The organism is Peribacillus saganii (assembly GCF_003429095.1).
GTDB lineage: Bacteria > Bacillota > Bacilli > Bacillales > DSM-1321 > Peribacillus > Peribacillus saganii.
Genome location: NZ_QVTE01000003.1, coordinates 26,747 through 45,022, shown reverse-complemented (window position 1 = coordinate 45,022; position 18,276 = coordinate 26,747). Strand labels below are relative to the sequence as shown.

The window sequence follows — 18,276 nt, the reverse complement described above, 5'->3', positions numbered from 1 at the left end:
ACTAACATGAAGTTATAGGTGAAGCCGAAGGTAATAGACCAATAATGCGGAACCATAGAATATGGTGATCAATATTAGTTATATGGCATTATTAATCAGTTGCAGAACAATGAAAAAAATCGTTTTAGCTCTGATATCATTCAACCAATTGAGGTATTGGTCATAGACTAGATTTTTTTTCACTGTTTTTTCAATCTTGTTTTAAGTTAAGTATTATTTCTTAACAAAAGATTAATTTTTCATTATAATAAATTAGTATCTTCAGAGCAGGGTAAGTTCGACCGGAGGCAGGATTTGTTGATTTCAAAGCGGACAGTAAAGTCTGGATGGGAGAAGATGGAGTTTCTGTAAACTAAGTGGTTGGTTAAAATTCTTGAGAATTGAATGGTTTGTTAAATGTATTTGTGATAATCTTCACTAAAAAACTATGCTTAAAACGAGTACTTACAGATAAAGTAGTAACCAGATATTATTACTTAAGGGGTTGAAATGATATGACATGGACTGTTGTTATTTCGATAGTGATTGGAGGTATTATTAAATTTTTATTGAGTCCTCCAAGTGCAGTTGTGGCATGGATTTTAAGTAAATTTGCAATTCATCCAAAACTTAATTCAGAAGATGTTATTGTAACATTTAACGGAAAGCACATAGAAGAGGAAGAGAAAATTAGGTTTACTGACTATTTTAATGAAGCAACGTTTTTGAAAAAACACTATATATTTCCAGGTAATGAAAAATTATTTCTCCATCCGGAGACTGATGTTATTCCATTTGTCATCAACGTAAAAGGAAGCAAAAAAGATGTAAATATCTTTGTTTATAGTTTCGATGACCACGTTGATGTAGTCAAGCAGTGCAAGAAGAAAGTTGTTTCTTACAGTCTTAGTTCTGATTATCTACAAAATTTTACTATATCAACTAAGGGATTTAGTAAAATGTAACAAAAGAAATGGCTTGATATACAATATAATAACCCATATTGCCATAAATCGGTTATTGTTTGTAATGTAAATATAGTAATGGATAAATCTCAATTATTGTCTCTATAGAACAAACGGGTGCCTTACTTCAATTGGAGTAAAGGCTTTTTTTCTTGATCTACTAAAGGGGTAGGTTGAAGAAGAAGTATGACCGAATTGATTTATTTTTTATGAAATGTCATCATTAAATTAAAGTTACCTTACGTAAATTCATTATATTAATTAATGAAGCTTAATTAAGTGACTAAAGGAGTTGATTTTTAATGGAAAAAGTTACACCATTCTTAATGTTTCAAGATGGTAAAGCAGAAGAAGCGATGAATCATTACATATCAATCATTGACGATTCAGAAATTACAAGTATTGTCCGGTATGGAACGAATGAATCTGGCGACGAAGGAACTGTAATGCAGGCTACTTTTACCTTAAAAGGGCAAGAATTTATGTGCATTGACAGTAATGTGAAGCATCAGTTTTCCTTTACTCCTTCTTTCTCAATATTTGTTACTTGTGATACTGAAGAAGAAATTAACAACCTTTATCAGAAACTTATCGAGGATGGGCAAGCACTTATGCCAATTGGTGATTATGGTTTTAGTCAAAGGTTTGGTTGGCTTAATGACCGGTTTGGAGTATCGTGGCAACTAAATCTTCCTTTGTGAAAGTCTTAAGTGGCTTTCATGAAATAAAAGCTCATTTAAAAGCAAACAAGGTATCATTCATTAGGAGTGATACCTCCTTATATTACGGCTGTTTGTCGTATAGATTGATAATATTTTGACCATAATTCATAAAGGTTAATAGAATGCGAATCAAAAAGAGGTCACATTATTTCAAGTATATTGATGCGACAATAAAACCTATTATGATAATAAGGATAAGTATTCCAGTACCCTTCCAACCTAAACTGCCTACTAAATCAGCAAGGTTTCCAGTTTCAGCCCTATTAAACGCATCATTCATATTTCCAGTTGGGTTTCTTTTTAATTCTTCTCGCCTTAGTCTTTCTCTTCTTCTTCCAGGTGTTTCTTTGTCTTCGCTCATTATAACACCCCCATTTTCTGTAATTCTAACAAATGTTCCTTAATACTCTTTAGATATCTTCCCTTATGATTTATAACTTTTTAACACATTATGGTAATTAACAAATTTTCATATTTATTTCCAACCATCTTTTAGAAAACAGTTAACATTAAAGAGCTTAATTAGTTTTGATTTTGTAAAGTAAAATACTTAAACGAATGGGTGCTTTACTTAAGCAAAGTGGCCATTTCTAGCCTGCTAGATTATTACATGGTAAACGAAGACCACATAGATATCCCGCCATATCTACCTATAAATCTTTAAACCTTTTTATATTACTTGTACCACCTGCTCGAACATTGAGTAGAGTTTTTTATTGGTTATTAAAGAGAGAGCATAAAAAAACAGGCTCTCTATATAGAGCCTGTTTGTATAATTAAAGATTAAGCTTTTTGAACGTTAGCAGCTTGAGCCCCACGAGCACCTTGCTCAACGTCAAATGTAACTTTTTGCCCTTCGTCTAAAGATTTGAAGCCTTCACTTTGGATTGCAGAGAAGTGTACGAATACATCGTCTCCATTTTCACGTTCGATAAAGCCAAAACCTTTTTCTGCATTAAACCATTTAACTGTACCTTGTTCCATTTTTGTTGCCTCCTAGTGTGTTACCACTCAATGTATTACTATTCTTGCCCAAAGTGATTCCCAAGACGAAAAGTCGATACTCATGCTATCCCTTTACACCGAACAAAAATAATTCTTATATATCATAACAGGATACGGAAAATATTGCAATTCATTAGGCTTTAACTAAATTTACGGGTGCTTTACACTAGTACGGCTGCCATTTTGGTAGCTAACGGAGAGTATAGTTGAATAAAGGCATAAAAAAAACGACATAGTTGCCATTTTACTTAAAAACTGAAACTTTAAGAACTAAGCATTCTTTTTTATAAATATTGTAATCAATTTAGGTTTTTTTCATACTATATATTTGGGGTGGGAAAATGCCAAGAGTATCATACCGAAGTACAGACGTTGCCTTAATGGCAAGGATGATGAGAGCAGAAGCCGAAGGTGAAGGAAAACAAGGAATGTTATATGTTGGAAATGTAATTGTTAATCGTCTTAAAGCAAATTGTTTAGACTTTAAAAATTTAAGAACAATTTCACATGTTATTTTTCAAGTACAAGGAGGAAATTATTCTTTCGAAGCTGTCCAAAAAGGGAATGTATTTTATAATAGAGCGAGAACTGTTGAAAAAAGATTAGCACAAAAGACTTTGGATTATTGGAGACAACACCCAGCGAAATTTGCCCTTTGGTATTTTAATCCATATGGTCCGTGTCCGCCAACATGGTACGGTCAACCTTTCTCAGGTCAATATAAAAATCATTGTTATTATGAACCAAAAGCTGGAACTTGTGAGAGTGTTTATATCGGAAGTTAAGCATACTCTTTGAGTATCTTGTACCAATTCCTCGGAACAGCTCCAACTGATCTTAACGGGGTCACCAATCAACAAACTAGGTAATAACAGCCTGCTTTTTCAATCGTTGTTTTTGGTGTATTTTATCTCGTGGAATAAAAGGTGAGATTCCTGGTTCATCAGTTGCTCCCTTTTTTTATATATCAAACATTTATTAAAAGTATTTATCCAGGGAAGCGAGATTGTGTAATATGGTACTTAAAGGGTGCTTTGCTAAAAGAACCGGCAATTTTTCGCCGGTTTTTTTTGTTGAGCTAAACAGGGCAGGTGTGCGGCCGAGCCTTGGTCGTATCATATAGCTGCTGGGATTCCTTCGCGTAAAAGCTATTGGTGTTAACGGAATGACTAAAGAACAATACAGTGAAAACTTGGAAGAAAACATCGAGGCTGAAGCCGCAAAAACCAAATTCCCCAGGCCATTGCTGCTGCTGCCAAACCAGTTAGTAGTTTCTTCAGGCCATCTCCCTTATCTTTTACAGGAATCAAACCATTTTATAAATTTCCTTCAGCATGTAATTTCCAACAGTTTTCGTTGAAATTCCTTCATTCTATATATAGGTTTTTATCATTTACACTCCAAATATTTTTAGTTTGTTTTCAATCAGAGCACCAAGTTATTGTTGGGTAAATGTGGGGTAATTATCATAAAGACCGACTGGCCCCGCACCATATATCATGAACGAGACACTACATTTAAGAATTTGTTCATTTTTTTCATAATAAAAGATAGAGTAACTCATAAACTTATTTAAATATATGCCGACATTATATAGGGTAAATATTATTATTTTATGAAAACAAATAATTACTTTTCACCCACTTGTTAGCTCAAACCCCGAGCTAAGTTATTAGGAGGTATTTATGCTTTCAATAGATAGAGATTCAGCTGAAATTAGTTTTGCAGCATTGAAACGTAAGCTTTATCTTATAACAATCCCTTTCATATCTATCGCAGTTACATCGGTTGGATTATTTTCTCCTTTTGATAGCTCCATTAGTTCTATCACTTCACTTGCGATTGCTATAGTCTTAATCATCGTGTGGTTTTTATATTATCGGAATCTTTGGATGAACATTGCTGAAAAAATTATGATTGGCTTTCTTACCATCATGCATTTGGAAAGGATTTATTCATTAACAGAACAATTAGGCAATCATTCTTTTAATTTCTATGTAGTATGGTTCCCATTATTCTTTATTGGTATTTTTATAACAATGCCTGGAAATGCCGCATTGATATATTCTCTAATTATCTACATCATTACGCTGGTTATCGGCTTCAAAGAATACGAGTATGCATCACTATATCCATTATTTCATTTTTACATCTCCAACCTGATATACATTATTGTACTTTATTATTTTCTAAAGATTCTTTCCGTGTACATGGAATCATTTTTGCTTAAAAAAATGGCGTTTCAAGACCTTTTGACTGATGTTGGCAATCGAAGAATGCTCGATATTTGGATCCAAAATGAAATCAACAGATCCAACGAGCAGGATAGTACCTTCTCGATCATTTATTTTGATATTGACAATTACAAGCAGATTAATGACTTATACGGCCATGAAGTAGGTGACAGTGTTCTCAAAGAGGTTGCTTCCATAGTAAAGAGAAACATTTATGATACCGACTTCTTCGGACGTTGGGGTGGCGACGAATTCATCATAGTATCGACTAACCAATCTGCGGAAGGGGCTATTCAGTTAGCTGACAGACTTCGGATCGCTGTAAATAACTATTCTTTTAGCGAAGTCGACACAGTAACGGCAAGCTTTGGAATATCAAGTATTAAAAAAGGCGATGAGGCAAAAACCATGTTAAAGCGTGCAGACCATGCTTTATACTCAGCAAAGGTTAGCGGGAAGAATAGGGTCATGTTCAGTTTTGAATAAAAAAATTGTAAGTAGAATTTTGCATCCTTTTTTGTGTAGAGATAAGTAGGTAAAATTAGCGATATTTGTTCGAAAATGTAAAGATCTAGTCAGCATAACAAGCAGACAAACAGAACTGCAAAAAGAGACAGTTCCCCAGGCTGCCTCTTACTGTACGTGAGATCATAAATTTGGCGCCGAGGAACATAATTAATGGCTGCAGGTATAAGAGGAAAACTATCGAAAAAAAGTATCTATTATATAGAGGCAAAATAACATAGTCATTTTTTATACGTGGAAAGGAGAGGAGGAAAAAAACCTCCGTGTTTGTGCGTCCAAATGCTTGAACAACACATATTCGGAGGTCATTAAGGAAATAAACCGTAGTGAGAAAGCTAACTAAACAAAGTCATCAAATACCTAATTAATAACCTTCGGCATGCGGCTCATTTAGTATTTTCACTGGCCGGGCAGTAAAATAATCCGTTCTTCTGTTGCCTGCTCAATTTTTTCCCGGCTATACAATAGCGGGATTGCTTCATCGTTTGCCCACTTTTTAAATAAGTCATCATAATGCTTGCTTTCTGGGTCGCCAGATTGGCCAGGACTATTTACGGCAATCGAATTGTCCCATTTACCAACGTCCAATACCATTCTGTAGGTTGCTCCGCTGGTTTGGCGGAAGTTTGATCTTGAATAGCTGGTCGCACCAACGGTATCGCCGCTGCCGCCACGCGGTACAGGCCCGACATTAAGAATTTTTCTTGTTTTTTCATCTACAAGCGGGGACAGCTGGTGTTCCAGATAGACATGATGCAAATCTCCCCATTTCCAGTCTTTCATGCGTGAGCCAAGAAGCCCCTCTACCTGTGCAATTGCATTTTTTAAGCTGGATAACAGGATTTGGTCACGAACTTTTTTCGGGGCAGTACCAAAGCGTTTATCCGGCTTTTCCAAGATATTCAGGATAACAACCGGATCGCCGGAACCAATATCGTCTGCTGCGTCTTTTGGCAGAATCTGCTGTACCACTGCTTTTCGAAGATGATTCTGATACCATACCTCAAACAAAGCACCAGCCGCTGAATCTGCGGATAGATTTCCATCCCACTTCTGAAGCAGTTTCAAGCCTTCTTTTAGTTTTTTATCCTTTGTTTTGATGCCATCGAGAAGAGCTGTAATCTTTCTTCCAGGAATGGATGAGTAATCCGTCTGCAGGCGGAGGGAGTCCTCAATTCCAACTTTCTTCATCTTATTTAAAACTTCCTCAATTCTCTGATAACGGTAAGGTGCGCTCCATTCAAAGCCAAGCTTATACTTATAGTTGGCAGGCAGGTTCATTTGATTGGCAGAGCCAAGCCAGCCCTTCTTTGGATTAAATTCGGAAGGCATATTCTCTTGGTTTAGGAATCCGTCCCACTCATAGCTGCCGTCACCCGGTACAGGAAGCAGACCATCCCAGTTGTTACGAACAGGAGTCAATCCTCCAGGTTTCCAGCCGATATTTCCTTTTGTATCGGCAAATACTTGGTTCTCAGAAGGGGAACCCCAGTTATTCATTGCTTTGCTGAAGTCATTCCAATTCTCAGCACCCATATAGGCAAGGCTTCCTAAATAAGGGGCCATCCCCGGTTCGAGCCAGGCTGCTCTTAAAGCAAATGCCCGATTATTCTTTTCGTCCTTATAAATGACAGGTCCATGGCGAGTAAACTCCAGATCCTTTTTTTCATCGCTCTTGCCTTTGACCGCAATTGTTTCAGAAACTTGGTTCATATTCTCCCATCCGCCGTTGTACTTGTATTGCGAAGGGTTATTTGGATTGGTTTCATAAACGTACAGGTCTTCCTGGTCGATGGCGAATATCGTTAATCCGAACGCAGCCGTTCCATTATGCCCAATGGAAATCCCAGGCAATACCGGTTCACCGCCGCCAATAACATTCATTCCTGGAGCGGATAAATGGGCCATATAACGAAGGGACGGTACCGCAAGGGTTCTATGCGGATCGTTGGCCAGAATTGGCCGTCCCGTTTTTGACTTCTTAGGAGCAATAACCCAGTTGTTGCTTCCCAGGCTGGATGCGTCATGAATGCGGTCAGTCAGATTTTCAGTTTGGAGCTTCCCGGAATATTTATCAAAAGAAACGCCTTGTGTGGCCAAAGCATAAGTTTTCAGGACATCCTCCGGAATAACATTAAGATCTAAGCCTTTTGGAACGCTTGTTTCCCATTTAGGCTGTAACCCTTGACGTAATTTTTCTGCTTCAGCGCCGTGGTCTCTTAGGGTCAGCGCCCGTGCGACCTCACTGTTTACGTTTCGCGTCAGTCCATGGCTGCGAATCTTAACCACATCCTCCGGCTCCCATTTTGATGGCTTATAGCCAAGCATCTTGAACTCTGGAGGCAAAAGATCCGGATTCTTATTTGTCATTTCAACATACGCATTGATACCGCTTACAAAAGAGTTCACTATTTCTTTTGCATTTGGTCCATAGGATTTCCATTCCTTTTCCATATCTCCACGATATAAAAATAGTCTTGTTGCTTTATCCTGTTCCACATATTCAGGTCCCATCACCTCAGACAGCTTCCCGAGACCGCGCATTCTCCATAAATCGATTTGCCATAGACGGTCCCGTGCAGCATTAAAACCCTGAACGAAAAAAGCATCGTCTTTAGAGCCGGCATAGATATGAGGGATTCCCCAGCGGTCCACGAGTATTTCCGCTGGTTTTTCCAGTCCGGAAACTTTATACTGTTTTGAATTTTGTGCAGCTTCACCAGCATTCAGAATGGGAGTTGACACCAAAAGCAAGCTGGCAAGTGTCATCAAAGCAAGTTTTTTCAATGACCATCACTCCTTGGAATAAACATATTTTTTCCTGAATCTTTCTTTATTGCATTCTTAAGATTCTTCGCTTGCAAATTACTATCATGAGAGAGAAATCGTAAAGGCTGCCGTTTTTAAAAGGCAATTTTAATTTTTAATTCATTGTAGTAGAATCTAAGATGCTTTATTTAGGTTACACATACGCTATTAAAGGAGCCACCTCCTAAACATTTTTTGGTAAATCCAACCATATAATACAAAATATTCAGAATATTTACATCGTTCAAATTTACTTTATTTACTAAGTCTCATTGCCCAATTATTCGAAAAAACAGGATCCAGCATATAGCAGGCAGAAATTTTTTAGATAGAAATACTCATATCAAAAGACGATGTCAGCTTGAATAAATAGGTAATTTGAAACGTTTAAATGAGGGGGAAAGGGTGAATTCTGTATAGTGAAATAACAAATATTAGGAGTAGATGTTTAATCCATAAATTTGTTGACATGAAAGAAGTGAAGATATTGATTAACTATAAATGCCTCCATCATGTAAGTCTTACTGTGACAGATTTGGAAAAAGCAAAAGATTTCTATGGTAAAATTTTATGTTTAAAAGAAACACAGCGTCCGGAGTTTGATTTTCCAGGTGCTTGGTATGAAATAGAGGGACATCAACTTCACTTGATTGTCGATCCCTCCTCACAGACGATTCGTCGGGATAAAAGCTTATCCAGCAGAGAAGGTCACTTTGCCCTTAGAGTCGAGAACTACTATGACACTATTAAATGGTTAAAACAAAATAAAGTTGAAATTCTGGAAAAACCATTCGGAAAAAGCGGATTCGCACAAATTTTCTGTGCCGACCCGGATGGTAATTTGATTGAACTAAATGTTAATCAAAAAGATCTATAAGTAGGTTTCCATAAAGCTGCCATTACTGGCAGCTTTTCTTAGTGTGCCAGGCATGTCAGGAACAAAAAGGATTAAAAAAACCAAACGTAATTATGATATTGACTTTTTGTAGGAATCATAGGAATGGAAAGAAGCAATAGGAAGCCAAATTAACAAAAGGTTAAGATATTTAAGTTCCTGGCGGCAATTTTAGAGGAAAATGGGCAGGTGTATTGATGGGGTAATAATATTTGTTTAAAAATTTATATGCATATAATAATGGTGTGCTTTATCTTTCCTTTGCACTCCATTTGGAGAATTTCTTATAGGATATTTAGTTTTAATATATTTGGTTTGTAGATAAATAATGAGTTAACAAATCTTTCTGTCAAGCATAAGCAGCCATATTCTGAGAAACAATAACTTTGTCTGATGGTGTGCGACAAAGTTGGTTTTTAACTTTATTGATACCATTAGTACTGTAGGATAGTATGTTAAGGAACGAAACTATAAGGAGAGAGAGTATATGGCTCAATCTAATATAAAAGTAGCTGTACAGAAATTTGGTAACTTCCTTAGCTCAATGGTTATGCCTAATATATCTGCTTTTATTGCATGGGGTTTAATTACAGCTTTATTTATTCCTACTGGCTTCATTCCAAATGAAAGCCTTGCCAAAATGGTTGGTCCTATGGTGACCTACTTGCTTCCTATTTTAATAGGGTATACAGGGGGTAAGCTGGTACATGATCAACGTGGTGCTGTTGTCGGTGCTATTGCAACGATGGGTGTCATTGCAGGTGCAGATATCCCGATGTTCCTTGGCGCCATGGTTATTGGTCCGCTGGGCGGATGGGTGATTAAGAAATTTGATCAGATGATTGAAGGTAAAGTCCGCGCTGGATTCGAAATGCTTGTAAACAACTTCTCTGCAGGGATCCTTGGTGCCATTCTTGCTATCCTTGCTTTCATGGGTGTCGGCCCAGTCATTGACGCCTTTACTGGCTGGCTTGTAGAGGGTGTTGACTGGCTGGTTGGAACTGGACTGCTTCCATTGACAAGCATTCTGATTGAACCGGCAAAAGTGTTGTTCCTGAATAATGCAATCAATCACGGTGTCCTTTCGCCAATTGGGGTTGAGCAGGTAAAAGAAACAGGGAAGTCCATCTTGTTCCTTCTTGAAGCGAACCCTGGACCGGGCATCGGTGTCTTGCTCGCCTATATGTTCTTTGGTAAAGGTGCTGCGAAGAAGTCAGCCCCAGGTGCTGGAATCATTCACTTCTTCGGCGGTATTCATGAAATTTATTTCCCGTACATCCTTATGCGTCCAATGCTAATCATTGCTGTTATCCTTGGCGGAATGAGCGGTGTATTTACATTAGTTCTTTTAGATGGCGGTTTATTCGCTCCGTCTTCACCGGGAAGTATTCTTGCAATCACAGCCGTAACGCCTCACAATGCCGGTGCATTTATGGCTAACTATGCCGGGGTGCTAGTGGCTGCAGTGGTTTCATTCATTGCCTCTTCCTTCATTTTAAAAACAGGGAAGAAGGGCGAAGAAGATATTGAAGCAGCTGCTCAAAAAATGCAGGAAATGAAAGGCAAGAAAAGCTCCGTATCAAATGTCTTCACAGCAGATCAAGGAGCTATGCCTGACAATGTCACTAAAATCATCTTTGCCTGCGACGCTGGAATGGGGTCAAGTGCAATGGGTGCGTCCCTTCTGCGTAAAAAAGTTAAAGAAGCTGGAATGGATATTTCCGTTACCAATATGGCGATAAGCAATCTTCCAGCAGATGCCCAGATTGTCATCACTCAGGAGGAGCTGACTCCGAGAGCGCGCAATAAGGTGCCAAACGCTTATCACATTTCTGTGGACAACTTCCTATCCAGTCCGGAGTACGATAAACTAATCGGTGAGCTTCAGTTCCCGGCCAGCTCAGAGCTTTACGAGGTTGTGGATGATGCAGAAGAGAATGGTACTGATAATCACGATCAGGAAACGGCAGATAATGACGACTTGCTCCGTCCGGAAAATGTTTTCCTGAACATGGAGTTTGCCAATAAAGATGAAGCGATCCGCTTTGCCGGAAGAGCCTTGGTCAATGCAGGCTACGTAAATGAGAGCTACATCGAAGCGATGATTGACCGGGATAATATGACTTCCACTTATATGGGAAATGATGTTGCGATCCCGCATGGTACGGAAGAAGCGAAGAAGGATGTTATTAAATCCGGCTTTACAGTCCTTCAGGTTCCAAATGGCGTTGATTTTGATGGACAAAAAGCACGTTTGATTTTCGGCATTGCCGGAAAAGACGGCACACATCTTGAAATTTTGTCTGGAATTGCGGTAACATGTTCGGATATGGAAAATATTGAAAAAATGACTGAAGCTAAAACAGCTAAGGAAATTCTCGATTTCATTGGCAAGAAATAATTAAAAAATAATTCAATGAATAGAAAAGCGTATTTCTTCGCTTTTCTATTCATTGTTTTTTAGACATTTCACTCAGGAATGAGATGATCATCCCATGTACATAACCACAAGGGAAAAAGCAATTATAGAACTGATTATCAAAACCTCCGGGAAACATACCGCTTTGTCGATTGCATCTTCACTAAATGTCAGTGCAAGGACCGTTCAAAGAGATTTAAAGGCAGTGGAAAAGATTATTCAGCAGTTTGATCTTCGGCTCACACGAAACATAAATCAAGGGCTTGTTATTGAGGGGAAAAATGAGCAGATATTCCGGCTGATCCAGCATTTGACCAGCAGTGAGGCAGTTGACCAGCCGCCGCAGGAAAGAAAACTGCGGCTGCTGCTGGCAATCCTTGAGGAAGATTTATATAAAATTCAGGGTTTGGCAAGCCATCTTGGCATCAGTACAGCGACATTAGCCGCTTACCTCGATGAGCTGGCAGATTGGTTAAGACATTTTCAGCTCCAGCTTACGAGAAAAAGAGGGGTTGGAGTCGAACTGACTGGCACAGAAGCTAACAAACGACGAGCGCTTGCACACTTTTTCCTGCAATATTTTTATGATGAGTTAATCGAAAAGTTATTCCTGCTGGAAAAAGGAACCCTTACGGAAGAAAAGATTCTGCATTATTTTATACCGGACTATCTTCGGGAAGTAAATTCCCATGTCAATGCTTCTTTTCACAATGTCCCTTCACGCCTGGCAGACAGCGGCTTTCTGGAAATGGTCCTACATACTTATATTACGCTTCAGAGGGCTCAATCTCAATATCGCATCGTAATGGAAGTAAATACACTGGAGATGGAAATTGCCACTGAATATGATGTGATGCTAAACATATGCAGAAGGCTTGAGAGCAAATTGGATATAGCTTTTTCAGAACAAGATATCCTTTATTTGGCGCTGATTCTTAAAGGTACAAAGCTTCGGGGTTCGGAGGCCATTCCTTATGACAGCATCGTACTCGCCCAAAAGATAAAAAATGTGATCCAGTCTGTTTCAAGCCAGATCCATATGGATTTAACGAATGATTTCTCCTTATTTCAGGGGCTGCTTGCCCACATGGAACCTTCCTTATTCAGAATCAAACAAAAAATGGAATCTTTTAATCCATTAAAAGAGGAAATCATACGCAAGTATCCTGTCCTGTTTATGGCTGTTAAAAATAGTGTAGATGAGGAATTCAAAGATATAGTTGATTTTCCTGATGATGAAATAGCTTTTATGGTGCTTCATTTCGGCTCTGCGTTAGTGCTGATGGAAGAAAATTTGTCGATCAAAGCACTGGTTATCTGCCCAACAGGAATTGGAACCTCAAAGATGCTGGCCAGCAGAATAAAAAAAGAAATAACGGAGATAGATTCAATCGACATCAAGTCAATCAAGGATATATCTGAGCAAATGGACATGAAAGCATATGATCTTATCCTTTCAACCGTACGGCTGCCGTTTATGAATGCCGAGTATATCCTGGTGAATCCGCTCTTAAGTGAAGAAAACATCACGACTATTAAAACCTTTCTGCATAACAATATCGAAAATCTTACAAAAGGCAAACGATATCAGCAAGTCGAACTTGGTGATCCTTTGCCCGCACAGGCTGAACAAAACATAGAGTTGACCGATTTGCTGCAAGACCTTAAGAGTGTTCAGGAGAGTATTGAAGCGATCATTCATAATTTCCGTTTCTACAGAATGGATATGCTTGTGAGCCAAGAGCAGATTCTTGAAAAGATGCTCTTGAGGGCAGAGGCGGAAAATCTCTTGTCAAATCCGGCAGTTGTATTAAATTCCCTGAGAGAGCGGGAAACTAAGGGTGGACTTGGAATTCCCGACACCAATATCGCTCTTTTTCATGCGAGGGATAAGAATGTACGGGAATTGATTTTCCAGATCGCCCATCTGCCGGACCCATGTCTTGTAAAGGGGATGGACGGGAATGAAGTATTGATGAAGAACCTGCTGCTCATGCTGGCCCCTGCGGAATTAAGCAAAAGAGAGCAGGAGATAGTAAGCTTGATCAGTACCAATATCATTGAGTCCGAAGAGGCGATTCTGGTTTTTTCTTCAGCAAATGAGGAATTGATATACAAGAGGCTTGAAACTATTTTTGTACTCTATCTTCAATCCAATATAAAAATAAATCGATAAAGGAATGATTCGATGAAAAAAGCAGTACATTTCGGAGCAGGGAACATTGGCAGAGGATTTATCGGAGCACTTTTCTCCGAGTCTGGATACCATGTTGTGTTTGTAGACATTGCTGAACAGATTATTAATCAATTAAATGAAGAAAAAAAGTACAGCGTTATGCTGGCCACTGATGAACAGGAAACGGTAACGATCGAAAATGTTTCAGGGCTTAACAACATTAAACAGGAAAACGAAGTGGTCGAGGCGATTAAGGAGTCAGCATTTTTGACAACGGCCATTGGTCCAAACATTCTGCCGCGGATTGCACCATTAATTGCAAAAGGGCTGTCCGCAAGAGTAGAGGAAACTAGTGAAAAGCTTTATGTCATTGCCTGTGAGAACCAGATTTCGGCAACAGATCTGTTAAAAGGCTATATCATGGAGCACCTCGATGAAGCGGTAAAAGAGAAGGTGCTTGCTAATGTTTCCTTCCTGAATTCAGCTGTTGACCGGATCGTTCCAATTCAAAATAACCAAGGTTCACTCGATGTCCTTGTTGAGCCTTACCATGAATGGGTAGTTGAAACAACGCAGGATATTCCTCCTATTGAAGGGATGAAGATCGTTCCTGAACTGGCTCCATACATTGAAAGAAAACTGTTTACTGTGAATACCGGCCATGCAGTAATTGCTTATTTTGGCTATCTTGCAAACAAGGAAACCATTGACCAGACACTTGCGGATGAGGAGATTCACAAACAGGTAAAGGCGACGCTTGGCGAAACAGGCGCCTACTTAATCAATGAATACAATCTGGATCCAGAAGATCACCAGAAATATATTGATAAAATCATCAGCCGTTTCCAAAATGCCCATTTACATGATGGTGTGACAAGAGTCGGCCGTTCACCAATCAGAAAACTTAGTCCGGATGATCGACTCGTGCGCCCGGCATCTCAAGCACAAAAAGCAGGTCTATCCTACACTAACCTTGCAAAGGCCATTGCCGCTGCCATGCTGTTCGATTATAAGGAAGATGAAGAAGCAGTAAAGCTACAGGCAATGATCAAAGAACATGGAGTAGCTTATGTCCTTCAAGAAGTGTGCGGACTTGCTGAATCAAGCGAGCTTGCCAAAGAAATTAATCGGCATTATGGGGTTTTAAAAGGGTAAACTAGTCTGAACCATTCTCATAACCTCGGGCCGATTTCAGCCGGGAAACCATCCGTTTTTTTTGCGGGTGGTTTTTTATTCATTTTAAAAGTAGTAAAACTAAGTTTTGAAAATCATACCGAAGAGGGCAGGCTCTATTTAAAATGGGTGAGCCAGGAAAAGTTAATTATAAACTGGTTGTTCCACTGTATCGATGTCTATGAGGGCTAGCCCCATCCACAGTGGTAACACCACTAAATTCGTGATAATGCCCGCCTCCTTCATATGGGATTGCAGGTCCAGTAACCCCTCTAATTTGATGTCTATGCCCACCGCTGATAGAAGTAAAAGTATAGTATGTGTGTGTATGTGGTACTCCGCTTGGCGCCGGTTCAGTAGTGCCTGCATATCTATGGCTATGTCCATCATCATATGAAGTAACTCCCTGAAATCCATGAGCATGTGTAGACACTGGTCTCCCATCCCATGTAGTTATATACAGGTGGTGAGAATGTAACGGATTAGAATCATCTGAATGATACATAAATCCAGTAACATGAATTTCCATTAGAAACACTCCTTTTTATTTTTAGCATTGTATGAGTTCTTATCTAAAAATGAGTAGGCACAAATAATAAAGAGGAAGTTATTGCTGAATTCGGTTAACTTAACAGTTTTTTACCATTTATCAATTGACAGAGCAAAAAACCGTAAAATAAAAAAGGCTATAAACATATGGCGGCATGCACTACAGAAATAAACAAAAGGAAATAATATAAATTAACTATTACTCATAATATAATTATGTAAACAAAAGTACTTTTACTTAGGCAATAATCTGTTGTGTATTCGAAAAATGTTTATTTAGATTAAGTAAGTAACTATGCAAAATAAAAAGACGGCCTATCCAATAGTGCACGTTATTTGACTATTGGATAGGCCCGTTGTTATTTGAAAGGATTACAAACCCTAATTTAAAGCCTCAGTTAGGAAGTATATTAGAAATGTATATTTTTAAGATAGGTTACTATTTTAACAGTTTGTGTTTCCGAATCAATCGAGTTTGAGAGAATTAACCGGTAAAGGACGGCTGAAGTAATAGCCCTGCCCGCCATCACATTTTTCTTCCTTTAAATACTTCAATTCAATTTCACTTTCGATGCCTTCAGCTACTACATCCATATTTAAACTGTGGGCCAAGGAAATAATAGCGGATGTAATTCTTTTTCCGTTTAAGTCACGGCTGATATCATCAATGAAAGCTTTATCAATTTTCACTTTATCGAACGGATACTGACGCAGGTAGCTCAATGAGGTATATCCGGTACCAAAATCATCAATGGAGATGGAAACTCCGGCTTTCTTTAGTTCTGAAAGGCTTGTTTTTATTATATCGACATCATCCAGGAGAATACTCTCCGTTACCTCAAGCTCCAACCAAGTTGGATCTAAATTTGTTTCTTTTAAAATGTTGATGACTGAATCAACAAAGTCGTACTGCTGCAGCTGTTTCGTAGATATATTTACTGCTACTTTGAAGGGGACAATCCCTGAATCCTGCCATAATTTATTTTGGCTGCATGCGGTTTTAAGAACCCAGGCTCCAATCGGGATTATTTGTCCGCTTTCTTCTGCAACAGGGATAAAATCACAGGGTGAAACCAGTCCTAATTCTGGGTGATGCCAACGAATGAGGGCTTCCAAAGCGATAATCTTATCTTTGTTTTTTAAGTCCATAATCGGCTGGTAGTATAATTCCAGTTCATTATTTTCAATCGCAAAGATTAAATCCCGTTCAATTGTTAATTTATATGATGCTTTCAAGTCCAGTTCTTCTGAATAAATCGTATAATGTTTCTTTTTGAATTTTTTTGAATAATACATGGCTGTATCCGCATTTCGAATTAGTTCATGAACATTGTCATTTATGCCTTTGTTAAAAGCAATGCCAATGCTTGCCGAAACGGTAACGGAGTGGCCTGAAGCCTGGAAAGGTTCCGACAGAACTTGATGAATGCGTTCAGCGAGCTTGGTGACTTCCTCCACGGAAGTCTCAGGAATAAGAATGGTAAACTCATCCCCGGCTAATCGGCTAAGAGTATCCGTTTTTCTGATTGTTTGCTGTAACCGTTCCGCAACCAGTTTTAGAAACTCATCTCCTATATGATGTCCTAATGAATCATTAATAAACTTAAATCGGTTTAAATCTAGAAACAGAATGGCAAATGGATGCCTATCTTCTCTTGAGAAATTAATCATTTGCCCTAAACGATCTTCGAATAACTTTCGGTTTGGCAATTTTGTAAGCGGGTCATAAAAGGCTAACTCTTCCATTTGCTGTTCATATAGAATTTTTTGCGTGATATCTTTAGCCATACCGTATGTACCCACAATTTCCCCGTTTACCTTCATAGGGAAATGTGTTGCATTTATATGAATCTTCTTTCCATCTTTTCGAATGAGAGCAAGGTCTGCACTGTTTGGGATTCCTTTTTTCGCGTCCTCAAAATGCTTAATAGCCTCCGGCAAATCTTCAGGGAAAATAAGGGGTAAAAAGGACATTCCTATTACTTCCTCATTTGAATAACCTGTGAGTATTTCGCTGGCCGGATTTGCGTTTGTAAATTTTCCTTCGTGATCAAAGGAGTAAATAGAATCCGGGCTGCTATCAAACAGAGATTTGTATTGTTCATTGCTTTCTTCCAATTTCTGTTCGGTTATCACTTGTGCTGTTATATCAACAACACTGCCGAACAGTACAGTTTTCCCGTTTATTTCCGTAGTTGCAGTGTGGATTTCAGTATAAATCAGACGGCCACATTTAGCTATTTTCCGTAAACGATAGCGTTCTTCCTTGTTTTCACCTCGTTGTCTTTTTTCTATATTGCGTTTTACTAAAGGATAATCTTCGGGGTGGATTAATTTATCAAGTGGTACAGTTCCTTGAGTCAGTTCTTCCTTCGTATACCCGAATAATGAACAATAGTAGGCATTAACATAGGAATAAGAGCCACCTTCAAGTATATATATACCAACAGGAGCCTTTTCAATCAGGTTTTGGAACATCGTTCGATAAAAGGGAAGCTCAGCTTCATTGTTTTCATTATGCAGGTGTAATTGATTTATAAAATCGTGTACACTTTGTGCAGCATGTTCCTTGTTCTCTTCGGAAAATATTTTCATAGGTAACTCTCCTAAAATAAAGAATGAAAAAAAATAGAAAATGAATAGCTTTCTATGGAATGGATGCAATGTCTTTTTATCGTTTATGATGGATATAGAAAATTATAAAATGTGTTGTTATTTTTAAATTTACTGAATAGTTATTGTAACAACGTGCATTGTCTGCGTACCATTACACGCGTATCATTATTGCAGTTATGGATTCTGAGATTGTAATATCTTGTAAAGATT

14 protein-coding genes are annotated in these 18,276 nt (G+C 38.5%); 9 read left to right on the top strand and 5 right to left on the bottom strand.

The window, feature by feature from the left end; all coding sequences use genetic code 11:
- Positions 1-494 precede the first annotated feature (494 nt).
- Entirely contained in the window at positions 495-944 is a 450-nt protein-coding gene (locus D0469_RS01255) for a YfmQ family protein (RefSeq protein ID WP_117324846.1), read from the top strand.
- A 302-nt stretch (positions 945-1,246) separates the two neighbouring features.
- Positions 1,247-1,645, top strand: coding sequence for a VOC family protein (locus D0469_RS01250; protein WP_117324845.1), 399 nt, complete (start codon positions 1,247-1,249; stop codon positions 1,643-1,645).
- A gap of 166 nt (positions 1,646-1,811) precedes the next feature.
- On the opposite strand, the gene D0469_RS01245 is transcribed toward D0469_RS01250, so the two are convergent.
- Positions 1,812-2,027 carry a DUF6366 family protein gene (locus tag D0469_RS01245; protein WP_117324844.1) on the bottom strand — a complete coding sequence of 72 codons (216 nt, stop codon included), beginning with the start codon at positions 2,025-2,027 and terminating at the stop codon, positions 1,812-1,814.
- Between the two features lie 422 nt (positions 2,028-2,449).
- Positions 2,450-2,650 carry a cold shock protein CspC gene (gene cspC / locus D0469_RS01240; protein WP_010331195.1) on the bottom strand — a complete coding sequence of 67 codons (201 nt, stop codon included), beginning with the start codon at positions 2,648-2,650 and terminating at the stop codon, positions 2,450-2,452.
- A gap of 362 nt (positions 2,651-3,012) precedes the next feature.
- Between cspC and D0469_RS01235 the strand changes: the two genes are divergently transcribed.
- The 3 genes from D0469_RS01235 to D0469_RS01225 all read left to right on the top strand — a co-directional run bounded on the left by D0469_RS01235 (position 3,013) and on the right by D0469_RS01225 (position 5,391).
- Positions 3,013-3,456, top strand: a complete 444-nt coding sequence (locus D0469_RS01235) for a cell wall hydrolase (protein ID WP_117324843.1) — start codon at positions 3,013-3,015, stop codon at positions 3,454-3,456.
- A 380-nt stretch (positions 3,457-3,836) separates the two neighbouring features.
- Complete coding sequence (locus D0469_RS01230; RefSeq protein ID WP_117324842.1) at positions 3,837-4,031, top strand: hypothetical protein; 195 nt, start codon at positions 3,837-3,839, stop codon at positions 4,029-4,031.
- Positions 4,032-4,356: 325 nt separating this feature from the next.
- Complete coding sequence (locus D0469_RS01225; RefSeq protein ID WP_117324841.1) at positions 4,357-5,391, top strand: GGDEF domain-containing protein; 1,035 nt, start codon at positions 4,357-4,359, stop codon at positions 5,389-5,391.
- 438 nt (positions 5,392-5,829) lie between these two features.
- On the opposite strand, the gene D0469_RS01220 is transcribed toward D0469_RS01225, so the two are convergent.
- Complete coding sequence (locus tag D0469_RS01220; RefSeq protein WP_117324840.1) at positions 5,830-8,217, bottom strand: penicillin acylase family protein; 2,388 nt, start codon at positions 8,215-8,217, stop codon at positions 5,830-5,832.
- Positions 8,218-8,725: 508 nt separating this feature from the next.
- On the opposite strand from D0469_RS01220, the gene D0469_RS01215 reads away from it, so the two are divergent.
- The 4 genes from D0469_RS01215 to D0469_RS01200 all read left to right on the top strand — a co-directional run bounded on the left by D0469_RS01215 (position 8,726) and on the right by D0469_RS01200 (position 14,883).
- Positions 8,726-9,115 (top strand): VOC family protein, encoded by a 390-nt coding sequence (locus D0469_RS01215; RefSeq protein WP_117324869.1) that lies wholly within the window; start codon positions 8,726-8,728, stop codon positions 9,113-9,115.
- Between the two features lie 505 nt (positions 9,116-9,620).
- Positions 9,621-11,534 (top strand): PTS mannitol transporter subunit IICBA, encoded by a 1,914-nt coding sequence (locus D0469_RS01210; RefSeq protein ID WP_117324839.1) that lies wholly within the window; start codon positions 9,621-9,623, stop codon positions 11,532-11,534.
- 94 nt (positions 11,535-11,628) lie between these two features.
- Positions 11,629-13,728, top strand: a complete 2,100-nt coding sequence (locus tag D0469_RS01205; protein ID WP_117324838.1) for a BglG family transcription antiterminator — start codon at positions 11,629-11,631, stop codon at positions 13,726-13,728.
- Between the two features lie 12 nt (positions 13,729-13,740).
- On the top strand, positions 13,741-14,883 hold the full coding sequence (locus tag D0469_RS01200) for a mannitol-1-phosphate 5-dehydrogenase (RefSeq protein ID WP_117324837.1): 1,143 nt from the start codon (positions 13,741-13,743) through the stop codon (positions 14,881-14,883).
- 166 nt (positions 14,884-15,049) lie between these two features.
- Here D0469_RS01200 and D0469_RS01195 read toward each other — a convergent pair whose 3' ends face one another.
- Positions 15,050-15,430, bottom strand: a complete 381-nt coding sequence (locus tag D0469_RS01195) for a YmaF family protein (RefSeq protein ID WP_117324836.1) — start codon at positions 15,428-15,430, stop codon at positions 15,050-15,052.
- A 485-nt stretch (positions 15,431-15,915) separates the two neighbouring features.
- Positions 15,916-18,045, bottom strand: coding sequence for a sensor domain-containing protein (locus D0469_RS01190; protein ID WP_117324835.1), 2,130 nt, complete (start codon positions 18,043-18,045; stop codon positions 15,916-15,918).
- Positions 18,046-18,276: the final 231 nt, after the last annotated feature.

Excerpts from the sequence above, each read along its gene's own strand:
- D0469_RS01255 (WP_117324846.1), top strand. The coding sequence starts at position 495 with ATGACATGGACTGTTGTTATTTCGATAGTGATTGGAGGTATTATTAAA.
- D0469_RS01250 (WP_117324845.1), top strand. The coding sequence starts at position 1,247 with ATGGAAAAAGTTACACCATTCTTAATGTTTCAAGATGGTAAAGCAGAA.
- D0469_RS01245 (WP_117324844.1), bottom strand. The coding sequence starts at position 2,027 with ATGAGCGAAGACAAAGAAACACCTGGAAGAAGAAGAGAAAGACTAAGG.
- cspC (WP_010331195.1), bottom strand. The coding sequence starts at position 2,650 with ATGGAACAAGGTACAGTTAAATGGTTTAATGCAGAAAAAGGTTTTGGC.
- D0469_RS01235 (WP_117324843.1), top strand. The coding sequence starts at position 3,013 with ATGCCAAGAGTATCATACCGAAGTACAGACGTTGCCTTAATGGCAAGG.
- D0469_RS01230 (WP_117324842.1), top strand. The coding sequence starts at position 3,837 with ATGACTAAAGAACAATACAGTGAAAACTTGGAAGAAAACATCGAGGCT.
- D0469_RS01225 (WP_117324841.1), top strand. The coding sequence starts at position 4,357 with ATGCTTTCAATAGATAGAGATTCAGCTGAAATTAGTTTTGCAGCATTG.
- D0469_RS01210 (WP_117324839.1), top strand. The coding sequence starts at position 9,621 with ATGGCTCAATCTAATATAAAAGTAGCTGTACAGAAATTTGGTAACTTC.
- D0469_RS01205 (WP_117324838.1), top strand. The coding sequence starts at position 11,629 with ATGTACATAACCACAAGGGAAAAAGCAATTATAGAACTGATTATCAAA.
- D0469_RS01200 (WP_117324837.1), top strand. The coding sequence starts at position 13,741 with ATGAAAAAAGCAGTACATTTCGGAGCAGGGAACATTGGCAGAGGATTT.
- D0469_RS01195 (WP_117324836.1), bottom strand. The coding sequence starts at position 15,430 with ATGGAAATTCATGTTACTGGATTTATGTATCATTCAGATGATTCTAAT.
- D0469_RS01190 (WP_117324835.1), bottom strand. The coding sequence starts at position 18,045 with ATGAAAATATTTTCCGAAGAGAACAAGGAACATGCTGCACAAAGTGTA.